Here is a 20411-nt window from a genome sequence, read left to right as displayed (position 1 = left end):
CTCTCACCGGTGCGCGCCTCCGTACAGAACCGCCCCCCTGGAGCGCCGGCTCAGCCGGTCAGCTCGATGAAGGAGACGCCGGGCATGGGGAGGTCGAACCGGACGGTGACCATGCCGCCCGTGACCGTGGCGGGCGGGGACAGCTCGTCCAGCGTGTCGGCGGCGCGGAGTTTGGCCCACTGCTCGTCCGCCGGCCAGTCGCCGCCGCCCATCGACCGCCAGGCGGCCTCGACGTTGGAGTGGTCGTGGTCGATGCGGTGATGGGTGAGCGTCCGGGGACGATCGTCCAGGCCGTCGACGGTCAGGGTGATCGTGCGGGCCAGCTCGGGAGCGCCGGACGCCTGGGAGTGGTTGAGCGTGCCGTTCCAGACGAGTACGCCGATCCGCCCGTCGTCGTGCCGGGCCGCCCACGCCTCCACGCCCGCCACGTCCCCGTCCGACGTGGCGGGCAGCTCGTGGTCGCCCAGGCGGGCGGCGAGGGAGAGCGCGTGGAAGCGGGGCTTGCGCAGGTTGCCGACGGTGAGCAGGCCGAAGCCGCCGTGGAACAGCCGCGGCGGGCGGCCCAGCTCCTCGAAGTGGTCGGAGGCCACCCAGTGTGACAGGGCGGCGATCCGGCCCGCGGCCGACTTCATGCCGTGCAGCAGGAACGCCGCCCCGAACGGGCCGTCGCCGACGCCGTGGAAGTGGGTGGGCGTGGGCCCCCATTCCGTCCACCAGATGGGGATGTCCCGGCCGTGGCGGGCCAGGGCGGGGCGCCAGTCGAGGGGGGCGTTGCCGTACGTGTGCGTGGACAGGAAGTCCAGGGCGGCGCCGGACTCGGCGACATGCGCCAGCAGCTCCTCGACCCAGCCGTTGGCGGCCGAGGCGGGGCCGCCGACGCGCAGGCCCGGATGGACGTTCTTCACGGCGGCGGCGGTGACGTCGTAGAGGAGGAAGTACTCCTCTGGCGTGCCGGACCAGAAGACGGCCAGGTTGGGCTCGTTCCAGACCTCGAAGGCCCAGTGATCGACGAGCTCGTGGATGCCGTAGCGCCCGGCCAGGTGCTCGACCAGGGCCCTGACCAGGTCGCCCCACGCCTCGTAGTCCTTGGGCGGCGAGATGATGGCCTCGTACCCGAAGACGGTCTTGGCGGGGTCGGCGGCCAGGTCGCGCGGCATGAAGCCGAGCTCGACGACCGGGCGCAGGCCGAGGCCGACGATCTTGTCGTAGACCGCGTCCACGCCGCTGAAGTCGTAGACGTTCGCCGCCGTTCCTCCTGGCTCGGGCGCTCCGCTCCCCTCGTTGTAGACGCCGAGGTCGTCGCAGAGGATCCCGTGCGCTCTGACCGCCTCGACGCCGAGTTCGTCGTGCATGATCCGCAGCGCCTCGGTCAGCTCCTCGCCGATGGGCCTGCCGCCGCTCTCGCCGGTGTTGAGCAGGTACGACAGGTGCTCGGAGCCCACCATGGGCCTCCACGGCCGCGGCAGGGGCCGCGTGACCCGCCCCGCGTCAACCCGCAGCACGACCTCGCCGGGTGTCCCGGCGGGCCCCGCGTGGACCGCCGGTGACACGGGGCCGACGGCGTCCATGGCGGAGACGGCGGCCACCGCGTAGGCCGCCGGTCCGTGGCCCGTGTCGACGTACCGGCAGGAGGGGACGGCGGGCACGTCCACGTCCGGCTGCCCGACCGGAGCCCCGTCCCGGTGCACCAGGTAGCCGATGGCGTCCGGGACCGGGTCCCAGGTGAGCGTCACCGCGCCGCCGCCCGGGACCGCCCGGAGGCCGGACGGGGCCTCCAGGACGGGCCGGTCGGCCGCGGTGATCTCACCGGACGTCTGGCCGATGCGGTCCTGCCAGTCGCGGTGGGCGGGTGTGTGCGTCAATGGTTTCCCCGTTTCATCGGACGACATCCCACTCCTCGAGCTCCATCACCGGGCGGAGTTTGGCTTCCACGCCGGAGCCGGCGAAGTAGCGGTGCAGGTTGCCGCCTGTGAGCACGTTGCCGAGGGCGGCCAGGGCCATGCCCTGGTCGAGCGCCAGGTACCACTTGGACACGACGCCGGAGCGGACGGCGACGGCGTCGTAGAAGCCGCCCGGGCCGTAGGCGTCGAAGTCGCGGCGCAGCTTGGCCAGGTTGTCCATGGCCGCGGCCCGCGCGTACGGCAGCGCCAGGAAGCTGGCGTGCGGCGTCACCACGCCGTCGCCGTAGGTCGCCGGCTCCGGCTGGGCGGGGCGGCAGCCCTCGTAGCCGTAGTCGACCTTGGTCTTCTCGCGGTCGGAGCTGTAGCCGGGCTCGTCCATGCCGAGCGGGTCCACGCCGTACACGTCGTAGCCGCCATGCGGGTCGTTGGACGGGGAGAAGCCCCAGTAGCCGTACTTGGCCTCGTTCAGTCCGTGTTCGATCTGGGCTTTGACGAACACCGGGTGGTTACGGCCCCAGCTGCGCGGCGCCCATTTGGCCTCGGGGACGACGAGGTCGGGCATGAGGGCCTCGAACATCGAACCGCCCCAGTTGGGGACGAAGCGCATGCCGCGGTAGCCGTACGTGCCTTCCCAGACGTTGACGCCGAGGTACTGCTTCCACGACCCGACCGGCTTCTGTTCCTGCCAGCCGAAGTCGCAGCCGTTGTCCGGGAACGTGCGGTACGGGCCGAAGTAGCTCTCGCGCGGGATCTGGCCGAGCGCGATGCCGACGTACTGGCCGATGCGGGTCTCGGCGGGCGCGCCGTAGTGGTGGCAGGTGGAGTAGACGATCGTGCCGGTGCCGGCGTAGTCGCTCTCGACGACGCAGTCGTCGGGGTTCGGCGGCGGCTCCGGCCAGAAGCCGCCTCGCAGCAGGCCGGTGCCGGCGTCCGGGCGGGCGGCCGGGTCGTAGTAGGACATGAAGTTCATCGAGTTCGCCAGGCGGCCGGCGCGGGCGGCGTGCTGCGGGACGGCGTTGCGGACCATCATGAGGGCCGCGGCCAGCCAGCCGTTGTCGACGCTGGAGGCGAACAGGCGGACCGGCTCGCCGGTCTCCGGCCAGGTGCGGATGAGCTGGAGGGTGGCGGGGTCGTACCAGTTGTAGTACTGGCCGGTCGGGGCGTTGCGCTCCAGCTTCTCCAGGGCCGTGATGACCCGGCCGACCCTGGCCTGCGCGTCGGCTCCAGTGATCAGGCGCAGGTCACGCGCGGCGAGTGTGCTCCACAGGTACGTGCCGATGTTGGTGGGCGAGGTGACCTTGGCCCGCGTCTTGAGGTCGCCGGTGACCTTGTCGGCGGGCATGCCCGTGGCGGGCTCGACCATGGCGGCCATCGACCGCCAGGTGTCCTTGGCGTAGCGGAGAAGCGTGCTGTCGCCGGAGGCGCCGGCCGGGGTGGCCGGAACCGTCAGGGCCAGCACGACCAATCCAGATAAAACCGTCTTGCGCATGGGGGTGCTCCTCTACTTGAGGCCGGTGGTGGCGATGCCCTGGATGAAGAAGCGCTGCAGGAAGACGAACAGGAACAGGATCGGCGCGATCACCACGACCGACCCCGCGACCAGCAGGTTGTAGTGGGTGCCCTCGTTGCCGTTGAGGACGTTGAGTGCGACGGGGAGGGTGTACATGCTCTCGCTCTGCGCGACCACGGCCGGCCACAGGAAGTTGTTCCACGCGCCGAGGAACGTGATCAGCCCGAGCGTGGCCAGCGGAGGCCCGCACAGCGGCAGGACGATCGTGAAGAAGATCCGGAACTCCCTGGCGCCGTCCACCCGGGCCGCATCGAGCAGCTCGTCGGGCAGGTCGGAGATGAACTGCCGCATCATGAACACCCCGAGCGGCGTCACCACGGTCGGCAGGATGATCCCGAGGAACGTGTTGACCATGCCGAGCTTCGCGATCAACACGAACTGCGGCACCACGAGCACGATCGCCGGGATCGCCAGCTGGACCAGGACCAGGCCGAACGCGAGGTTCTTGCCGCGGAAGCCGAGCTTGGCGAAGGCGTAGCCGACCATGGAGCAGAACAACAGGTTCGTGGCCACCAGCACGAGCGCGATGATCATGCTGTTGGCGAAGGCGGTGCCGATGTTCACCCGTGCGAACAGCTCGGCGAAGTTGTCCAGCGTCCACGTCTCGGGCCAGAACGTCGACGGGTCGCGCCGGATCTCCCGCTCGGGCTTGACCGAGCTGAGCGCCGTCCACAGGAACGGCCCCATGACCAGCACCAGGCCGAGCCCGAGCCCGGCGTAGACGACCGCGCGCTGGCGGCGGGTCCTTGTCACCTTCTCCTCCCCAGTCGCAGCTGGAGCACGGCCAGCGCCACGATCACCGTGAACAGCACCGTCGAGGCGGCCCCGGCGTAGCCGTAGTTGCCGACCCCGAACTGGCCGAAGATGGCCAGCGAGGCCGAAAGCGTGGAGTTCAGCGGCCCGCCGCGGGTCATGACCAGCGGCTCCTCAAGGAACTGCATGAAGCCGACCGAGCTGTAGACGGTGCAGAACAGCAGCACGGGGCGGAGCGCGGGCACGGTGACCGCGCGGAAGCGGGCCCAGCGGCCGGCGCCGTCCACCTCGGCGGCCTCGTACAACTCCTTCGGGATGGTCTGGAGCGCGGCCAGCAGCACGACCATGTTGAAGCCGAAGCTGCGCCAGGCCGTCATGACGATGATCGAGGGCAGGGCGGTGCTCGTGCTCTGCAGCCAGTTGGGGCCCTGGATCCCGATCAGCTCCAGCAGCCTGTTGACCAGTCCGGCCTCCGGCTCCAGCAGGAACTTCCAGGCCACGGCGACGCCGATGATGCTGGTGATGTTCGGCAGGTAGTAGCCGAGCCGGAAGAACGCGGCCGGCAGGCGGGCGATGCCCGAGTTGAGCAGAACGGCGGCGGCCAGGCCGAGCCCGATGGTCAACGGCAGCGCCGTGACCACGAACACGACGGTGTTGACCGCCGCCCTGCGCATGGCGCCGTCGTTCATGAGCCGCAGGTAGTTGTCGACGCCGACGACGTTGACCGCGAGGGGGTCGGTCACGTCGGTGCTGCGCATGTCGGTGAAGCTCATGCCGATGCCGACGAGCAGCGGCCCCAGGTAGAACACCGCGAACAGCACCACGAACGGCAGGATGAACATCCAGCCGATCCAGCTGCGCCGTAACGCGCCCCGCGCGACGACTTCCACTGTCACAGGCCCTCCTCCGCCGGGCCTGTGACAGCAACCGTGCTGTGTCTGATGGTTCGCTCGCTACGCCTGCTCACAGGCCGGTCCCGATGGTGTCGGCCTGGGACTGGATCGACTTGGCCGTCTGCTCGGGGGTCTGGGAGCCGCGGGCCAGCTTCTCCAGCTCCGCCTCCAGGACCTTGGCCACCTGCTCCCACGTCGGGTACGGCGGCGGCGTCTTGGCGTCCTTGAGCTGCTCGCCGAAGACGGCCAGTTGCTTGTCGCCGGTCAGCGCGGGCTCCTGCCAGGCCGCCTGCACGGCAGGCAGGGACTTGACCGTCGTGTACCACTTGGCCTGCACCTTCGGCTCGCTCAGCCACTGCAGGAACTTCCAGGCCGCGTCGCGGTTCTTCGCCTTCTTGAACACCGCCATGGCGGACCCGCCGACGAAGCTGGTGGCCGAGACCGGGCCCTTGGGGTAGGGGGCGACGTCGAACTTGTCCTTGAACTCGGGGCCGCCGTCGTTGTTGAGCACGCCGATCATCCAGGGGCCGGAGAAGAAGCCGCCGACCTCGCCCTTGATGAAGCTCTGCGGGAAGGCGCCCTCGGCGGTGTCGGTGCGCGCGAGCTTCTCCTTGAACAACGACTCATAGTGCTTGAGCGCCGTCAGGGCCTCGGGGGTGTCGAAGGTGTATTTCCCGTCCTTGACGACCTCGCCGCCGGCCTGCCAGATCAGCGGGAGCACCTCCTGCCAGGACGCGCCGAGCGTGTAGCTCTGCTGGAAGCCCTTCGAGGCGCCGCCCTTGTCCTTGAGCGCGCGGGCGAAGGCGGTGAACTCCTGCCACGTCGCCGGCGGCTGCACGCCCGCCTTCTTCGCCTGGTCGGTGCGGTAGTAGAGGACGCGGGTCTCGACGTACCAGGGCACGCCGTAGGCCGTGCCGCTGACCTCCACCGTCTGCCACGCGCCGGGGAAGAACGCGGACTTGTCCACCAGATTGGGCGGCGTCGGGTCGAGCGCGCCGGTCTTGGACAGCTCACCCGACCAGGTCGAGCCGATCATGCTCACGTCGGGCGTGGCGCCGCCCGCGATCGCCGCGGTGATCTTGTCGTGCGCCACGTCCCACCCGATCGCCGTGACGTTGACTTTCACGCCGGGGTTGACGCTCTCGAAGTCCTTGACGAACGCGCCGAGAGCCTTGCCCTCCTCCCCCATCGCCCAGACCGTGACCTCCCCCGTGACGTTGCCGGTCGTGACGTTCTGCGCCTGCTCGGGCGCCCGGTCGGTGCCGCGGCCGCAGCCCGCGGCCAGGATCGCGAGAGCCAGCAGGCCGCCGGTGGCGCGGGCTCCGGCGCGCCGGGTGATGTGGTTCACGTGCTTACCTCCTGGGGGTGGGTCCCGCAGCTTGAGCGGACGACCAGCTCGGTGGTCAGGATGAGGTGGCGCGGCGTGTCGCGGATGCCGGTGATCAGCTCGTCGAGCGCGCGGGCGGCGCGGGCGCCGAGCTCGCGCATCGGCTGGCGTACGGTCGTCAGCGCCGGCCGGGCGTGGCGGGCGGCCATGATGTCGTCCCAGCCGGTGACGGCCACGTCGCCGGGCACGTCGAGGCCGAGCTCCTCGGCGGCGAGCAGCGCCCCCAGCGCCACCTCGTCGTCGGAGCAGACGATCGCCTCTGGGCGGTCTTTGCCCTTGAGCAGATCCTTGGCCGCGTCGTAGCCGCACTCCACGGTGTACTCCCGCGTGCCCACGGCCTCGATCGCGCCGCCCAGCACCGACCGCACGCCGCGCCAGCGCTCGTCCACGTCGTCGCCGCGGGCCAGCGGCGCGCCGAGGAACGCGAACCGCTCGTAGCCGTGGCCGGCGAGGTGCCCGGCCAGCGCCCGCGCCGAAGCGGTGTTCTCGCTGCGCAGCGTGTCGGCGCCGGACAGCGGGTCACGCGAGATGATCACCAGCCGCACGCCGAGCCGCACCAGCTCGCTGATCAGCGGGTCGGGGGCGGCGTGGCCGAAGATCAGCATGCCGTCGACCCGGCCCGCCAGGTCCTTGATGAGGTCGCCGACCCGGGTGCGGCCCTTGGTCGACAGGATGACGACCGAGCGTCCCAGCTCGGCGGCGACCTCCTCGTAGCCGAGCAGGACCTGGGTGTAGTACGGGCCCGCGAGGTCGGGGAAGACGACGCCGTTGGCGGCGTGCCGGCCCTCGGCGAGGCTGACGCCGAGGCGGCTCGGCGTGAAGTTGAGCTCCTCGACGGCCTTGAGCACCTTCTCGCGCGTCTTGGCCGCCACCGGGCCGGTGCCGCGCAGGGCTCTGGACACGGTCGCGATCGACACGCCGGCCCGCTTGGCCACCTCGTAGATGGTCACGTCCATGGAGCTGCTCCTCGCATTGTGTAAGCGCTTTCATCATGAGGCGGTGTAAGCGCTTACACAACTGCAGTGTGCCAGGCTTGTTAACTTCTCGTACAGACCCGGCCGAGTAACGGTGACGTCACGCCGCCGATGGGTAGCAGGCAAGCATGCTCTTCGGCAAGGAACATGTCAGGCGTTATCAGGAGACCGACGGGGCGGAGGGGCACGAGTGGAACGGCACCACCGTGCTTCTCCTGACGACCCGCGGCCGCAAGTCGGGTAAGCCGTACACCACGCCGCTGATCTACCAGCGGTACGGGGACGACTACCTGGTCGTGGCGTCCAAGGGCGGGGATCCCGATCACCCGCAGTGGTACAAGAACCTCGTCGCCGGCCCCGACGTCGAGGTGCAGGTGCTGGGTGAGCGGTTCAAGGCCCGCGCCCGCACGGCGAGCGAGACCGAGAAACCGGACATGTGGCAGGTGATGGCCAGGGCGTGGCCCGACTACGACAACTACCAGCGCAAGACCGACCGGCAGATCCCGGTCGTCGTCCTCGAGCATGTGACATGACGAACGGCCCCGCCGCGCCCGGTCAAGGCGCGGCGGGGCCTCACGGGCCTCACTTGATCTGATAGGCCCCTGATGACGGTCTCGCTGAACCCGTTGCCGCCGATGTCGGCGGCGTTGACACGCAGCGAGACGAACTTCCCGCGGGCGCTGAACGGATGCGAGGTTTCCGCGGCCCACCCGTGCCGGCCCGACGGGTGCACCGGCGTGGGCAGCCAGGTGCGGCCGTCGTCGTAGGAGATCTCCAGCGTGAGCGTGCGCAGCGGCAGGCCGGGAGAGCCGTCCTGGCGCTGGACGCGCAGCGGGATGCGCATGTGGCCGGCGGCGGCCAGGTTGCGGCCGTCCAGCTCCGGGCTGATCTTGACGGCCAGCAGCGGCAGCACCCGCCTCTTGCTCGGATTGGCCGCCTTCGACCAGAACCGCCACTCGGCGCTGACCCGGGTGGACAGCTTGGTCTGGGCCGCCACGCGGTCGGCGGTCATGGTGAGCCGGTATTCACGGCCGGATAAGGGCTCACCGGCTCCAGCGGCGCACCCTGCACGGCTGGGCGTTCGCCCAGCAGATCGAGTTCACCCGCTACAAGGCCGCGCGGGCCGGGATCGCCTTCCTCCTGGTCGATCCCGCCTACACCTCGCAGGCCTGCCCCGACTGCGGGTGCGTCACCAGGGCAAATCGGCCCGCTCGGGGCCGATTTGTCTGTACCGGGTGTGGCCTCGCTGGGCACGCCGACCACATCGCGGCCCGCAACATCGCCGCACGCGGCGCTGCGGGCTGGGCTGTTGTCAACCAGCCACACGCTACCGGCCTCCCTTCCCCCAGACGGGACCGCGAGAGCAAACAACCGGCCTCAGCCGGTGGTAGTTGACCAGGTGGTAGAAGTCATCGCCGCCACGTTTCTCGACGAGCTGAACACCGAGACCCGCTCCCAGGCTGGCGCTCAGGCCAGCCGGCGGGGCCTCGTGTGAGGCTTGCCCGTTCTTCGCAAGATCGGCCCCGTCCCGCCCCCTCCCGGGACATTGGTCCATATCCAAGGAGCCTCTATGGGCGCGCCACACCGGGCCAGGAAGGGACAGGACTGCAAGGGGCTAGTCCCGAAGAGCGGCGTACAGGTCCAGGGTGCGGTGGGCGATGCGCTCCCAGGAGAAGTGCTCGACGGCCCTGGCCCGGCCCGCCTCGCCCATCGTCCGGGCCCGATCCGGGTCTCCCAGCAGCGCGTTGACGCGTTCGGACAGGTCGGCGGCGAACCGGTCCGGGTCGTGCGGGGTGCCGTCGGCGCCTTGGGAGATCGGCACGAGCAGGCCCGTCTCGCCGTCGGCCACCACCTCGGGGATGCCGCCGGTGGCCGTCGCGACCACGGCCGTCTCGCACGCCATCGCCTCCAGGTTCACGATCCCCATCGGCTCGTAGACCGACGGGCACACGAACACCGTCGCGTGCGTCAGCAGCTGGATCACCTCGGGCTTGGGCAGCATCTCCTGGATCCAGAAGACGCCGTCGCGGTCGAGGCCGCGGACCAGCTGCGTCACCTCGGCCGCGATCTCCGGCGTGTCGGGCGCGCCCGCGCACAGCACGAGCTGGGCGTCCGGGTCGAAGGACCGCGCCGCGTGCAGGAGGTGGACCAGACCTTTCTGGCGGGTGATGCGGCCGACGAAGACCACGTACGGCCTGGCCGGGTCCACGCCGTGCTTCTCCAGCACGTCCACGCCGGGGTCGGGGGTGTATTCGGCGGTGTCGATGCCGTTGTGGATGACGCTGACCTTGTCCGCCGGGATCTCCGGGTAGGCGGCCAGCACGTCGCGCCGCATGCCCTCGGACACCGCGATCACCGCGTCGGCGGCCGCCAGCGCGCTCCGCTCGGCCCAGGACGAGATCGTGTAGCCGCCGCCGAGCTGTTCGGCCTTCCACGGGCGCAGCGGTTCCAGGCTGTGCGTGGTGATCACGTGCGGGATTCCGTGGAGCATCTTCGCGACATGCCCGGCGAAGTTGGCGTACCAGGTGTGGGAGTGCACGACGTCGGCGCCCGCGCAGGCGGCGGCCATCTCCAGGTCCACTCCGAGCACCTGCAGGGCGGCGTTGGCGTCCGCCAGCCCGTCCGGCACCCGGTGGGCGGAGACGCCGGGCTCGTCGCGGTCGGCGCCGAAGCACCGCACCCGTACGTCGGCCAGCCGGCGCAGCTCCCTGGCCAGGTATTCCATGTGCACCCCGGCACCGCCGTAGACCTCTGGCGGGTACTCCCGGCTGAGCAGATCAACACGCATGGGATGACCTTACGGTGACCGCGTCCAGCGGGCCACCGCAAGTAGCGGGTGTCGCACTTACGGTGGCTCGGGATCGGCCATGAAGCGGCAAATCAGGACACGAAGGAAGTTCACCCTGCCGTGATTCGTCGATAGATCGGCCATTTGAGGGTAGCGTCTCCGGCATGAGGTCCCGGAGGGTGCTTGCGGTTGTGCTGGCAGGTGGAGAGGGTAAGAGGCTCATGCCGCTCACGGCGGATCGGGCGAAACCGGCGGTGCCGTTCGGGGGGATATATCGACTAGTAGATTTCGTGCTGTCGAACCTGGCCAACGGCGGGTTCCTGAAGATCGTCGTACTGACCCAGTACAAGAATCACAGCCTGGACCGGCACGTCTCGCGTACCTGGCGGCTGTCGGCGATGCTGGGCAACTACGTGACGCCCGTTCCCGCGCAGCAGCGGCTCGGGCCGCGGTGGTTCTCCGGCTCGGCGGACGCGCTGTTCCAGAACCTGAACCTGATCTACGACGAGATGCCCGAGCACGTGATCGTGTTCGGCGCCGACCACATCTACCGCATGGACCCGCGGCAGATGGTCGAGCAGCACGAGGACTCCGGCGCGGACGTGACGGTGGCGGCGATCAGGCAGCCGATCTCCCTGGCCGATCAGTTCGGGGTGATCGAGACCGACCCCGAGGGGCGCAGGATCGTCGCGTTCAGGGAGAAGCCCAAGGACGCGGTGGGGCTGGCGGACTCGCCCGACGAGGTGTACGCCTCCATGGGCAACTACGTGTTCAAGACGCAGTCGATGATCGACGCGCTGCGCGAGGACGCGCTCGACCCGACCAGCAAGCACGACCTGGGCGGCAACATCATCCCGATGCTGGTCAAGTCCGGCGGAGCAGACGTGTACGACTTCGCCAACAACATCGTGCCCGGATCGAACGAACGCGACCGCGGCTACTGGCGTGACGTGGGAACGCTGGACGCGTACTACGAGGCCCATATGGACCTCATCTCGGCACATCCCATCTTCAACCTCTACAACGACAAGTGGCCGATCTTCACCGGCCACGACCCGCTGCCGCCGGCCAAGTTCGTGCACAACGAGGGCGACCGGGTGGGACGGGCGATCGACTCGCTGGTGTCGCCCGGCGTGATCGTCTCCGGCGGCACGGCGATCAGGTCGATCCTGTCGCCCAAGGTGGTGCTCCACTCGCACGCGCTGGTGGAGGACTCGGTGCTGATGGAGAACGTCAAGGTCGGGCGGGGCGCGATCGTGCGCAAGGCGATCATCGACAAGAACGTCGTGATCCCGGACGGGGCGCGGATCGGGTTCGACCTGGACTACGACCGCACCCGGTTCGCACTGACCCGGGGCGGGGTCGTGGTCATCGGCAAGAACGAGATCGTCGACCGCTAGCGCCAGCCGAGCCGGCCGTCGCCCGCCAGGCCACCGCGTCGGGGCCGGGCGGGACGGCCGGTGCCCGGCGGCGATGGACGGCATGTGGTCGCGCGGCCGGACGGGCGGGACTGCTCGGCTCGGCGTGCCGGGGCAGGACAGGACGCGAGCGAGGTGGACGGGGGGCAGGGAGCGGAGACATGCGGTGCGGAGCGCGGGGGTGAGAGCCGAGGGGTCCCGGGGCACGTGGTGTGTCCCGGGACCGGATCGGTCAAGAGCTTCTAGAACCAGCCGAACCAGATGTGCGGCATACGGTAGGTGCTCCAGTCGCCCCCATTCCCCAAGCCGTTGACCGGCTGGGCCAAGCCAACGTCGTTGACGTTGCCGAACCCGCGGTCCTGATCAGACCCCAGGGCTTGATCGGACCCCAGGTTCTGGTCAGATCCCAGGCCCTGGTCGGACCCCAGGTTCTGGTCAGATCCCAGGCCCTGGTCGGACCCCAGATTCTGGTCAGATCCCAGGCCCTGGTCAGACTCCAGACCCTGATCAGACCTGACGCCCTGGTCAGACCCCAGACCCTGATCAGACCCCAGACCCTGATCAGACCTGACGCCCTGGTCAGACTCCAGACCCTGATCAGACCCCAGACCCTGATCAGACCTGACGCCCTGGTCAGACTCCAGACCCTGATCAGACCCCAGACCCTGATCAGACCCGACGCCCTGGTCAGACTCCAGACCCTGATCAGACCCCAGACCCTGATCAGACCCCAGACTCTGATCGGATCCCAGGCTCTGGTCGGATCCGCCGGCCTCGTCAGGGTTCAGGCTGGAGCCGTCGCCCTCGTTGATGTCGTCCTCGATGTTGTCGTCACTGTCATCGTCGTTGATGTCGTCGTCTATGCGGTCAACCTGGTAGTCCGGCCTGTGGCTCCCGCATGCCTCGGTGACGCGGCGTCCGGCGTGGACACCAGAGGCGGTGATGCTGAGCACGTTCGTACGGTCGTCGTTGCTGAGGTCGCAGTTGGCCGGGGTGGCGTTCGCCGGCCCCGCCATGCCGGCCATCGCGACGGCGGCGACAAGCGCGCCACCTGCGGCTATGAGGTTACCTTTCATGATCTCTCCCTGTAGTCACGGAGTGACATCACTTCATTACTCTAAGTAATCGATCCCGGAACGCGGTTTAACGCCACGCGCAGAACGTCTCGTCGCTTTACGGAAGTTGTCGGATGTGATCACGGATATGTCGTGACTGCCAGGGGTTGGCGGGAGATGGGCGTCGTTGTCGTGCGCATGGTCAGCGCCGACCCCCGTGCGCCCGGCCGCTCCTTTGCCAATTGGGTCTTGATGCCGCCCCGGTTCTGGATCACCCTGAACGGCAGGAGGCAGTGATGTCGCACCCGCTCGGAGTCAGCCGCCCGGATCTCGAAGTCGCCGACCTGCCCACACCGGAGGAGGTCTTCAAGGTCTCCAAGATCGGCCCCAAGGAACTCTTCAAATATGCCGTCGGCCCCAGCCTGATCGCGCTCGGCATCTCGATCGGCAGCGGCGAATGGCTGCTCGGCCCGCTGAACGTCGGCCAGTACGGCTTCATCGGGGTCGGCTGGGTCATCCTGGTGTCAGCGGTGCTGCAGACCTTCTACAACGTCGAATGCTCCCGGTACGTCGTCGCCACGGGCGAGACGCCGGTGGTCGGCTGGGGCCGCGTGCCGCCGGGCTGGCCGCTCTGGGTGCCACTCTCGGTCTTCATCGTCATCTTCGCGTTCATCGCGGGCGGCTGGGCCGCGTCGGCGGGACAGGGCGTCTACGCGCTGATCCACGGCGTGCCCCCGGCCGCCGACGCCGCGGAGCCGCGCTGGTGGGCCATCGGCCTGCTGGTGCTGGTGTTCCTCATCACCGCGGCCGCGCGCCGCATCAGCCGCGCCCTGGAGCTGGCGAACTGGGTGCTGGTCAGCTGCATCCTGCTCGCGCTGCTGGCCGTCGACCTGCTCGTGGTGCCGTTCAGCCAGTGGTGGGAGGGCATCCGCGGCTTCGTCACCCCCGCCGCTCCGCCCGCCGGGATCACCGCGACCCAGCTCGGCGGGCTGGCCGGGTTCACGGCGCTGGCATCAGGACTCAACTGGTACGTCATGGGTCACTACCGCGACAAGGGCTACGGCATGGGTCACCGCGTCGGCTACATCTCGGGCCTGCGCGGCGACCGGACCCGGATTCTGGCCAGCGGCGTCACCTTCCCCGACGACGAACGCAACCGGAGCCTGTGGCGGCGGTGGTACCGGCTGCTGCTGACGGACATGTGGGGCGTGTTCTTCGTCGGCGCCATCCTCGGCATGCTGCTGCCCACGATCCTCATGGCACAAGCGGTCCAGATGGCGGGCGAGCGGCCCACGCGCGCCAACGTCCCGACGTTCGTCGCCAGCGCGCTCGGCGAGGAGTACGGGCGCACGGCGTTCTACGTCGCGCTGGTGGTGGGCGTGCTGATCCTGTTCTCCACACAGCTGGGCATCTTCGAGGCGATGGTGCGGGTGACGACGGACGCCGCCAACGCCACCAGCCCCCGCCTGCGCCGCCTGATCGAGGGCGACCCGCGCCGGTTCTACTACCCGTTCATGATCCTGCTGCTGGTGATCATCTCGATCATCATCTTCCAGTCGCTGCCGGTGGGGCTGGTGGAGTGGTCGGCCAACATGTCCAACCTGGGCGCGCTGATCTATCCGTTCATGCTGATGTATCTGAACAGCAAGCTGCCACGCCCGGCCCGTCCGCGGCCGTGGCATTACATCATCCTCGTCCTGAACTTCCTGTTCTTCGGCTTCTTCTTCGTCAACTTCATCGCCGACTTCGTGGGCGACCCGCTGGTGACCTTCTAAGCCGGGTCGGCCGAGGCCAGGAAGACGTCGCCGTTGCCCAGGGCGGTGCCGCCCTTGGGGGCGCCGTAGGTCAGGCCCGTGATCGCCACCTGGCCCCCGGGGGTGGCGGTGGCGTACAGGTTGGGCTCGGCGAAGGGGTCGACGGCGTCGTCTCGCGCGGTGCCGAGCTGGGCGGCGGCGCGTTGCGTGCCCCGTGCGTCCAGGCGGATCGTCAGAACGTCGGCGCCGCCTGCCTGCACGCCGGCCCGGCCTCTCGTGTAGCCGGTGATCTGCACTTCGCCGCCGGGCAGGGGCGTCGCGGCGGCTCCCTCGTCGGCGGACGGGGTGGCGAGGGTGTGGTGCCAGCGCCGGCGGCCCTGCGCGGTGTAGGCCACGGTGTACGCGTCCCCGTTCGAGGCGCCGGTGGCGACGGCCAGGCCGGACGTGGTGACGGTCACCGCGTTCAGGCGGTCGTCGTCCCCGCCGCCGATCGTCGTGGCCCATGACCTGGTCCCGTCGGCGGCGGTGAAGGCGGCGAGCCAGCCGTCCAGGCCGCCGAGGGCGGTCGTGCCCGGCAGGGCGGCGGTGGCGCTGCCGGTGACGTACAGGGTGGTGGCGCCGGCGGCGATGCCGTAGGCCTTGTCCTCCCCCGCGCCGCCGTACTGCCGGAGCCAGGACAGCTCGCCCGCGGGCGTGAGACGGGCGACGATGGCGTCCTTGTCACCGGCGTTCGGCCCGTCCAGCGCGCCCTTGGTGTAGCCCGTCACGTACGCGCCCCCGTCCGGCGCGGCGGCCAGGCCGTAGAGCCGGTCGGCGGCGTCCGGCGCGCCGAACTGGGTGATCCAGCGGACCGCGCCGTCGGGGCCGAGCCTGGCCACGAACGCGTCGTCGGCGGCGTTGCCCGCGTGCCGCCCGTCGAGGTCGCCCTTGGTGTACCCGGCCGCGAGCACGCCGCCGTCGGGCAGCGGCGCGACCCCGTACAGCCGCTCGTCCGCCGCCGTGCCGAGCTGCCTGGTCCAGCCCCCGGCACGGGTGAGCACGGCGTCGAGCCGGCCCGCGTGCGGTTGCCCGTTCACCGAGCCGCCGGCCGCGTAGCCGAGGGTCAGCGAGCCGTCCGCGTGGGCGGCGACGCCGCCCGCCCAGTCGGCGGCGGCCGTGCCGTGCAGCGGGGCGGGCAGTCCGGTCGGCGGCGTGACGCTCAGGCCCGGGCCCAGCTCGGCCATGGCCTGCTCGAAGGCCGGCGTCCAGACCGACCAGTCGTGGCCACCGTCCATGACGCGGAGCTGCGCGGAGACCGCGGGCGAGCGGCGGGCGGCGTTGTAGAGCGCGGCGGACTCGAAGTCCAGGTCGTGGCGGGCGTCGGCGGGGCCGGGGTTGGCGTACTCGTCGTCGCCGACGGCCACGAACAGCCGCACCGGCAGGTCGGGGTCCAGGCCGGGGAGCAGCGCGGGGTAGTTGAGCTCGCGGTAGACCTCCTCGGAGAACTTCTCCTCCCCCCGCCCGAACGCGCCGTAGTCACGGGTTGAGGAGTCGGACGGCGGCAACGGCGTGTAGACGGCCGGGCTGAGCACGGCGGCGGCGCTGAAGACGTCCTGGTGGGCGAGCGCGAACCGGAGCGCGCCCGCGCCGCCCATCGAGTAGCCGCCCACCAGGCGCGCCTCACGGATCGGCGCCGTGCGGTAGGTCCCGTCCACGTGCGCGACCAGGTCGCGTGCCAGCGCCGTCTCCACCGGCCGCCCCGGCAGATCGGCACCGGTGTGGCGGGAGTCGACGTACCAGCTGCCGCGCCCGTTCCACGGCGCGTCGGGCATGACGGCGATGACCGGTGGGATGCGTTTGGTACGGATCAGGTCGTCGAGCACGGTCTTGACGCGGGTCCACGCCTGCATGGTGTCGCCGCGGCCGTGGAGCAGGTAGAGGACGGGGTGGCGGGCGGCGCCGCGGTCGTAGCCGTACGGGAGGTAGGCGGTGTAGGCGATGCGCTCCCCGCCCAGCGCCGGGGACGGCGCGGAGCCCGTGGTGAGCGTGCCGCCCGCCCGCGTGTCCGTTTCGCCCGGCACGGCGAGGAGGGAGAGCGCGGCCAGGGCGGCCAGCGCGGCGGCGCCGATCCAGCGGGACAGGGACATCGATCACTCCGGTTCTGTAAACGTTTACAGCACTGGGCGTTTCGGGAGAGTTTCGTGGCGAAGGTGGGGCCGTGTCAACCCGTCTTGCGGCGGGCGGCCGGATGTGACGGTTGACGAGATCTTCCGCTGTGACCGGTGCATAGTATCGCCATGATCGTGACTCATCCGCTGTCGCTGCCGGCGGGGCTGCCGACGGCGTACGGGCTGAAGATGACCAGCGTGTTCACGTTCCGGCACCTGGGGGTGGGCTTCGACGCGTCCGGCGACGCCTGCGTGCTCTCCTCCGTCCACGAGTCCCAGGCCTCCGGCCCGGCGAACAGCGGTTACCTGATCACGCGGTACCGTCCCGACGGGACGGTGGCCGCGTCCCTGGCCGCCGGGTTCTCTCGGGGCGACGAGGTCCGATCGCGGGTACCCGACCATCTGGGGGACGTGTGCGTGCTGCCCGGCGGCACGATCGCGGTCAGCTCGGCGGCGAACCGGACGTACCTGCTCGATCCCGGCTTGACCCGGCTGACTGGGGCGTGGGACGGCGACGGCGGCATCGGGATCTTCGACGTCCATCACGACGTGCGGCGGCATCACGCGCGCTCGTTCGCGGCCGCGATCAGGGTGACCCCGTCGGGGCGGCTGCTGTGCCTGGTCTCCGAGTACGGCGCACGCGGCTATGGGCGGATGGAGCCGAACCTGTTCGGGGTGGCCGACGGGGCGCTCACGCCAGAGATCAGGCCGCGGATCGAGGTGTTCGCCTGCCTCGACAGCGCGCCGCTGCACCAGGACGCCGCGCACGCCATCCCGTACACCGGCCACCGCGGCGCGCCCGCCGGGCACGGCAACCGGCCGGAGCGCGATCTGGGCGCCCTGACCGCGGGGCGGTGGCCGGACGTGCGGCACTGGACGATCAGGCCGTGGCTCGGCAGCCCGGTCGTGGCCGGGGACGATCTGTTCCTCGTTCCGCTGTTCGATCCGGGCGAGCGGCGGTGGAGCCCGTACGTGTTCGCGCTCGTGGACGACACCGGCGCGGTGCGGGGGCGGCTGGAAGGGCTGGGCGAGGGGGATCGGTCACCGTACTCCGGCAGGCACTATGCGGTCGCGGCCGATCCCGTGCGCGGGCGGATCTACTACATCAACCGGGCCGGGTTCCACGTCTTCGGCCGCGACGGGCGGCCGCTGGTCACGCTGGGGGCGGACGACAAGGCGTACAAGCCGCTGACCCGCTTCCGGCCGGTCGGCTGCTCGCCTTCCGGGGAGCTGGCGCTGCTTCACGAGGAGCACAACCTGCTGCTGCGCGTGGAGCTTCCGGACGACGTGGACGGGCTCGGCCCCGCGGTCCAGGCGGCGCTGGCCGAGCACACGCGCCGGCGCAACCAGCTGAAAAAGAAGCACGCGCCGGACCGCTGGATCTGGAGGAACAACGCCGACTTCACCGCCTTGTGAGGGGACACACGCCGTCACGGAGCGAACACTTCGAGGTTACTCGAAATGATCTCAACGGCGTCCGGTGCGCTGTTAGCTTGGCGCCCGTTGTGTCAGCTCATCGGAGGGAATCGAATAAATGGCCTCGTCATTCGGCCGCATGACCCGCCCTGCCGGCCTCGGGCTGGCGGTGGCGCTGGGTGCGACGCTGTCCCTCGGCGTCGCCGCGCAGGCTTCTTCCACCGCCGGGACGTCCGCCACCAGCGTCGCCGAGCAGAGGGTGAAGGTCCATGAGCTGGTGACGAAGGACGGCGGGTACTTCTACACCGCCAGTGAGACGGAGAAGCAGAACGCGATCACCAAGCACGGCTGGTCGACGACGCGGACCCCGCTCTACTACGTGTCCCGCGCCCCCTTCCCCGGTGGCAAGCCGCTCTTCCGGCTCCGCTGGGAGAAGAAGGCGTCCTACATCGTCACCGCGTCGGTCGCGGAGCGGGAGAAGCTCGTGACCTCGGGCGACTTCCGGTACGAGGGAATTCTCGGCTACGCGCCCGGGTCGGCCGGCGCCGGGGGTGACGTGAAGGTGTTCCGCTTGTCCAGCAACAACAAGTGGCGCCTCGCGATCGAGTCCCACACCCAGAAGATCCTGGCCGGTGAGCCGGGCTGGAAGCTCGACGGCCCCCTCCTCTACCAGTTCGGTCAGGCGCGCTGATCGCGTGAGGGCGTCCCGGCCCGTGCCTGGGCGCCTTATGCCCGCAGAACGGTGACCTGCCGCCCGGCCGGGGTGCGGTCCTGATCGAACCGGACGCGCTCCTCCATCGGCAAGGCCTCGGGACGGCGATCGAAGACCACCAGGTAGCCGGTGTCCAGATCGAGCCGGTCCAGATAACGGTCGAGCTGCGCGAGCCCCTCGTCCACCGGATCCCGTTGACCGGGCCGCCACACCTTGAGCTCCATGGCCTCCCGCTGCACCTGCCGCTCGCCGTACGGCCAGCGCAGGTAGACGTCCAGCCGCCCGGTGCCCGCCGCGTATTCCCTGTCGAGGAGGCCGCCGCCGTTGACGATCCTGTGCAGGTAGGCCATGAGGGTGATCTGGCATGCGGCCTCGTGATAGGTGGTGCCGCGGAGGATCACCTCGCCGTGCTGCTTCCAGAAGGTGGTGAACTCACGCAGCAGCTTGAGCAGGTCCAGACGGCCGTCGGGGAGGACGAAGGACCGCGAATCTTCCAGGACGACGTTGGCTTCCACACCGCAGCCCAGCACGCGGAGGATGACCTCGCGGTAGATGGGGTTGGCGATTTCGACGGAGGAGCCCATGGCCACCAGGCCGAGATCACGCACGTAGGAGAAGTCGTCCGTGAAGGTTGCGTTGACGTCGACCTGCGTGCCTGCGAGCACCGGTTCGATCACGCGCTTGACCCGGGGCTCGTACAGCTTGGCGACAAGAGAATCCAGGTGGGTGGCGCGGGCGCGGATGAGTCGCTCCTTGGCCTGCTCCATGTGCTCGGCGGTGATCGGTTTCTCCGGAGGGACTTCCATCCAAAAGGTGATCTCCCAACCCAGGGCGTTGACCAGCCAGGGTTGTCCGCGGGTGAAATCCCAGGCCGCCGCGAGGGCTTCCTTGGTGAAGTCCTGCCCGGTTTCGGCGGTGTGCTGGCTGTAGAGCTCCTCCATGTCTTCCCGAGTGAAGTCGCCCAGGCGAAGCGACTGGACCGAGATGTTGAAGGGGCTGATCGCGCCGAGCCGGGTGGGGTCGCCACCTGAGGCGATCTTGTATTCGCGCACGTCCCTCAGCCCGCACAACACCACGGCGTTGGCGAACGGAACGCCTCTGGGGCGATTGTTGTGGCCGTTGCGTAGTTGCCGCAGGACCACTTTCAGGCTTTCCCCGCTCAGCGCGTCGATCTCGTCGATGAGCAACGCGAGCGGGAGCTCGGACCGGGCTGCGAGTGCCCGGAGGGCGGCGCCCAGCCGCCTACCTGGGGCGGCCTCAAGCCAGGAGCCGGGCGCCGAGTCGGTGGCCCACCGGAGCTCGTCCAGCAGGATCAACTCCGCGGCCTCGTAGTCGTCGCCCGCCACGGAGGCCTCCTCGCAGGAGATCATCACCGCGACGGCGGCGCCTTCCTTGGTGAGCTCATACTCCAGGGACTGGAGCAAGGTCGTCTTGCCCGACTGACGCGGAGCGTGGATCACGAAGAAGCGATCCAGGTCGATCAACTCGCGTGCCTCCGGCAGCCGGGGCTGCGATGGCAACACGTAGTGGAGCCGGGGGTCGCACGGTCCAAGGCCACGTAGTTAAGTGGCGGGGGTGGGCTGTCAAGTCGGAGATACGGCTAGTTGTGGTGCCCGGTGGGGAGGTCTGGTATGCCGAGGGCG

At 69.9% G+C, this 20411-nt stretch carries 17 protein-coding genes; 6 read left to right on the top strand and 11 right to left on the bottom strand.

Annotation, left to right across the window (positions count from 1 at the left end):
• Positions 1-50: 50 nt before the first annotated feature.
• The 6 genes from ACIBX3_RS31240 to ACIBX3_RS31215 form a co-directional block, all read right to left on the bottom strand.
• Positions 51-1889: a hypothetical protein gene (locus tag ACIBX3_RS31240; RefSeq protein WP_397123193.1), complete on the bottom strand. Its 1839-nt coding sequence runs from the start codon at positions 1887-1889 to the stop codon at positions 51-53.
• Positions 1876-3390, bottom strand: a complete 1515-nt coding sequence (locus tag ACIBX3_RS31235) for a glucoamylase family protein (protein WP_397123191.1) — start codon at positions 3388-3390, stop codon at positions 1876-1878. Before ACIBX3_RS31235 ends, ACIBX3_RS31240 begins: the two co-directional genes overlap by 14 nt.
• Before the next feature lie 12 nt (positions 3391-3402).
• The gene (locus ACIBX3_RS31230) at positions 3403-4224 is read right to left on the bottom strand and encodes a carbohydrate ABC transporter permease (protein WP_397123189.1); all 822 of its coding nucleotides are present in this window, start codon (positions 4222-4224) and stop codon (positions 3403-3405) included.
• The gene (locus tag ACIBX3_RS31225; protein ID WP_397123187.1) at positions 4221-5120 is read right to left on the bottom strand and encodes a carbohydrate ABC transporter permease; all 900 of its coding nucleotides are present in this window, start codon (positions 5118-5120) and stop codon (positions 4221-4223) included. The genes ACIBX3_RS31230 and ACIBX3_RS31225 overlap by 4 nt, the downstream gene beginning before the upstream one ends.
• A gap of 67 nt (positions 5121-5187) precedes the next feature.
• A complete protein-coding gene (locus tag ACIBX3_RS31220; RefSeq protein ID WP_397123185.1) occupies positions 5188-6465 on the bottom strand; it encodes a sugar ABC transporter substrate-binding protein in 1278 nt (425 codons plus the stop codon).
• On the bottom strand, positions 6462-7460 hold the full coding sequence (locus tag ACIBX3_RS31215; protein ID WP_397123183.1) for a LacI family DNA-binding transcriptional regulator: 999 nt from the start codon (positions 7458-7460) through the stop codon (positions 6462-6464). The genes ACIBX3_RS31220 and ACIBX3_RS31215 overlap by 4 nt, the downstream gene beginning before the upstream one ends.
• Positions 7461-7606: 146 nt before the next feature.
• On the opposite strand from ACIBX3_RS31215, the gene ACIBX3_RS31210 reads away from it, so the two are divergent.
• A complete protein-coding gene (locus ACIBX3_RS31210) occupies positions 7607-8011 on the top strand; it encodes a nitroreductase family deazaflavin-dependent oxidoreductase (protein WP_397123181.1) in 405 nt (134 codons plus the stop codon).
• Here ACIBX3_RS31210 and ACIBX3_RS31205 read toward each other — a convergent pair.
• A complete protein-coding gene (locus ACIBX3_RS31205) occupies positions 7954-8490 on the bottom strand; it encodes a hypothetical protein (RefSeq protein WP_397123179.1) in 537 nt (178 codons plus the stop codon). The genes ACIBX3_RS31210 and ACIBX3_RS31205 overlap by 58 nt on opposite strands.
• 11 nt (positions 8491-8501) lie before the next feature.
• On the opposite strand from ACIBX3_RS31205, the gene ACIBX3_RS31200 reads away from it, so the two are divergent.
• Positions 8502-8873 carry a zinc ribbon domain-containing protein gene (locus ACIBX3_RS31200; protein ID WP_397123734.1) on the top strand — a complete coding sequence of 124 codons (372 nt, stop codon included), beginning with the start codon at positions 8502-8504 and terminating at the stop codon, positions 8871-8873.
• Between the two features lie 220 nt (positions 8874-9093).
• On the opposite strand, the gene glgA is transcribed toward ACIBX3_RS31200, so the two are convergent.
• Complete coding sequence (gene glgA, locus ACIBX3_RS31195; protein WP_397123177.1) at positions 9094-10266, bottom strand: glycogen synthase; 1173 nt, start codon at positions 10264-10266, stop codon at positions 9094-9096.
• Positions 10267-10430: 164 nt separating this feature from the next.
• On the opposite strand from glgA, the gene glgC reads away from it, so the two are divergent.
• On the top strand, positions 10431-11666 hold the full coding sequence (glgC, locus tag ACIBX3_RS31190) for a glucose-1-phosphate adenylyltransferase (protein WP_397123175.1): 1236 nt from the start codon (positions 10431-10433) through the stop codon (positions 11664-11666).
• A 260-nt stretch (positions 11667-11926) separates the two neighbouring features.
• Here glgC and ACIBX3_RS31185 read toward each other — a convergent pair whose 3' ends face one another.
• Positions 11927-12760 carry a hypothetical protein gene (locus tag ACIBX3_RS31185; protein ID WP_397123173.1) on the bottom strand — a complete coding sequence of 278 codons (834 nt, stop codon included), beginning with the start codon at positions 12758-12760 and terminating at the stop codon, positions 11927-11929.
• A 275-nt stretch (positions 12761-13035) separates the two neighbouring features.
• On the opposite strand from ACIBX3_RS31185, the gene ACIBX3_RS31180 reads away from it, so the two are divergent.
• On the top strand, positions 13036-14514 hold the full coding sequence (locus tag ACIBX3_RS31180) for an Nramp family divalent metal transporter (protein ID WP_397123171.1): 1479 nt from the start codon (positions 13036-13038) through the stop codon (positions 14512-14514).
• On the opposite strand, the gene ACIBX3_RS31175 is transcribed toward ACIBX3_RS31180, so the two are convergent.
• A complete protein-coding gene (locus ACIBX3_RS31175; RefSeq protein WP_397123169.1) occupies positions 14511-16619 on the bottom strand; it encodes an alpha/beta hydrolase-fold protein in 2109 nt (702 codons plus the stop codon). The genes ACIBX3_RS31180 and ACIBX3_RS31175 overlap by 4 nt on opposite strands.
• 150 nt (positions 16620-16769) lie before the next feature.
• Between ACIBX3_RS31175 and ACIBX3_RS31170 the strand changes: the two genes are divergently transcribed.
• A complete protein-coding gene (locus tag ACIBX3_RS31170) occupies positions 16770-18056 on the top strand; it encodes a hypothetical protein (RefSeq protein WP_397123167.1) in 1287 nt (428 codons plus the stop codon).
• A gap of 139 nt (positions 18057-18195) precedes the next feature.
• Complete coding sequence (locus tag ACIBX3_RS31165) at positions 18196-18747, top strand: hypothetical protein (RefSeq protein WP_397123165.1); 552 nt, start codon at positions 18196-18198, stop codon at positions 18745-18747.
• Between the two features lie 35 nt (positions 18748-18782).
• Here ACIBX3_RS31165 and ACIBX3_RS31160 read toward each other — a convergent pair whose 3' ends face one another.
• On the bottom strand, positions 18783-20291 hold the full coding sequence (locus ACIBX3_RS31160; protein ID WP_397123163.1) for an AAA family ATPase: 1509 nt from the start codon (positions 20289-20291) through the stop codon (positions 18783-18785).
• Between the last annotated feature and the right edge of the window lie 120 nt (positions 20292-20411).

Origin of the sequence: Nonomuraea sp. NPDC049480 (assembly GCF_044465905.1) — a bacterium.
Taxonomy (GTDB): domain Bacteria; phylum Actinomycetota; class Actinomycetes; order Streptosporangiales; family Streptosporangiaceae; genus Nonomuraea.
This window is presented reverse-complemented; position numbering and strand designations above follow the sequence as displayed.